Raw genomic sequence first — 1,408 nt, 5'->3', positions numbered from 1 at the left:
GTGACCGATAGTGAACCAGTACCGTGAGGGAAAGGTGAAAAGAACCCCGGGAGGGGAGTGAAAGAGAGCATGAAACCGTGTGCCTACAAGCAGTGGGAGCCCGATTGAACGGGTGACCGCGTGCCTGTTGAAGAATGAGCCAGCGAGTTACAGTGTGCGGCAGGTTAAGGCGGGAATGCCGGAGCCAGAGGGAAACCGAGTCTGAAGAGGGCGCTAAGTCGCACGCTGTAGACCCGAACCTGGGTGATCTAACCATGGCCAGGCTGAAGCTTGGGTAAAGCCAAGTGGAGGGCCGAACCGGTTGATGTTGCAAAATCATCGGATGAGCTGTGGTTAGGGGTGAAATGCCAATCGAACCCAGAGCTAGCTGGTTCTCCCCGAAATGCGTTGAGGCGCAGCGTCGACAGGTACCTGGTGGGGTAGAGCCACTGAATCGGTAAGGGCGGCGAAAGCCGTACCGAACCGAACCAAACTCCGAATACGCCAGGGTTAGTCGGCAGTGAGACGGTGGGGGATAAGCTCCATCGTCGAGAGGGGAACAGCCCAGACCACCAACTAAGGCCCCCAAGTCATCGCTCAGTGGTTAAGGAGGTGGGGGTGCGAAGACAACCAGGAGGTTGGCTTAGAAGCAGCCATCCTTTAAACAGTGCGTAACAGCTGACTGGTCAAGCGCCCCTGCGCCGAAAATGAACGGGACTAAGCGGTGCGCCGAAGTTGTGGATTGGATGGTAGGGGAGCGTTCCGCAGTAGGGTGAAGCGGCAGCGCAAGCAGCCGTGGACGAGGCGGAAGTGAGAATGCTGGCTTGAGTAGCGCAAACATTGGTGAGAATCCAATGCCCCGAAAACCCAAGGGTTCCCCCGGAAGGTTCGTCCGCGGGGGGTTAGTCGGGACCTAAGGCGAGGCCGAAAGGCGTAGTCGATGGACACAGGGTTGATATTCCCTGACTGGCAACTGGAGCCGAAGAGGGACGCACGAGAGCTAGCCACACCCTGACTGGATTGGGAGGGGTCTACGGACCCCGCGTGGTGAAGGGTAGTGCCAAGAAAAGCTCGTAGGCGATGAAGGTTGTCACCCGTACCCGAAACCGACACAGGTGGGTGGGTAGAGGATACCCAGGGGCGCGAGATAACCCTCTCTAAGGAACTCGGCAAAATGACCCCGTAACTTCGGGAGAAGGGGTGCCAGCGCGAGCTGGCCGCAGCGAAAGGGCCCAAGCAACTGTTTACCAAAAACACAGGTCTCTGCTAAGTCGTAAGACGACGTATAGGGGCTGACGCCTGCCCAGTGCCGGAAGGTTAAGGAAGCTGGTTAGCGCAAGCGAAGCTGGCGACCGAAGCCCCGGTGAACGGCGGCCGTAACTATAACGGTCCTAAGGTAGCGAAATTCCTTGTCGGGTAAGTTCCGACC

Annotated in this window: 1 rRNA gene; it reads left to right on the top strand. The window is 58.1% G+C overall.

Annotated features, from left to right (window positions below):
* Nucleotides 1-1,408: ribosomal RNA gene (locus NW860_RS08620) — 23S ribosomal RNA — on the top strand; the annotation flags it as partial.

It is taken from the genome of Synechococcus sp. F70.1 (genome assembly GCF_047502745.1).
Classification (GTDB): Bacteria; Cyanobacteriota; Cyanobacteriia; order Thermostichales; family Thermostichaceae; genus Thermostichus.
This window is presented reverse-complemented; position numbering and strand designations above follow the sequence as displayed.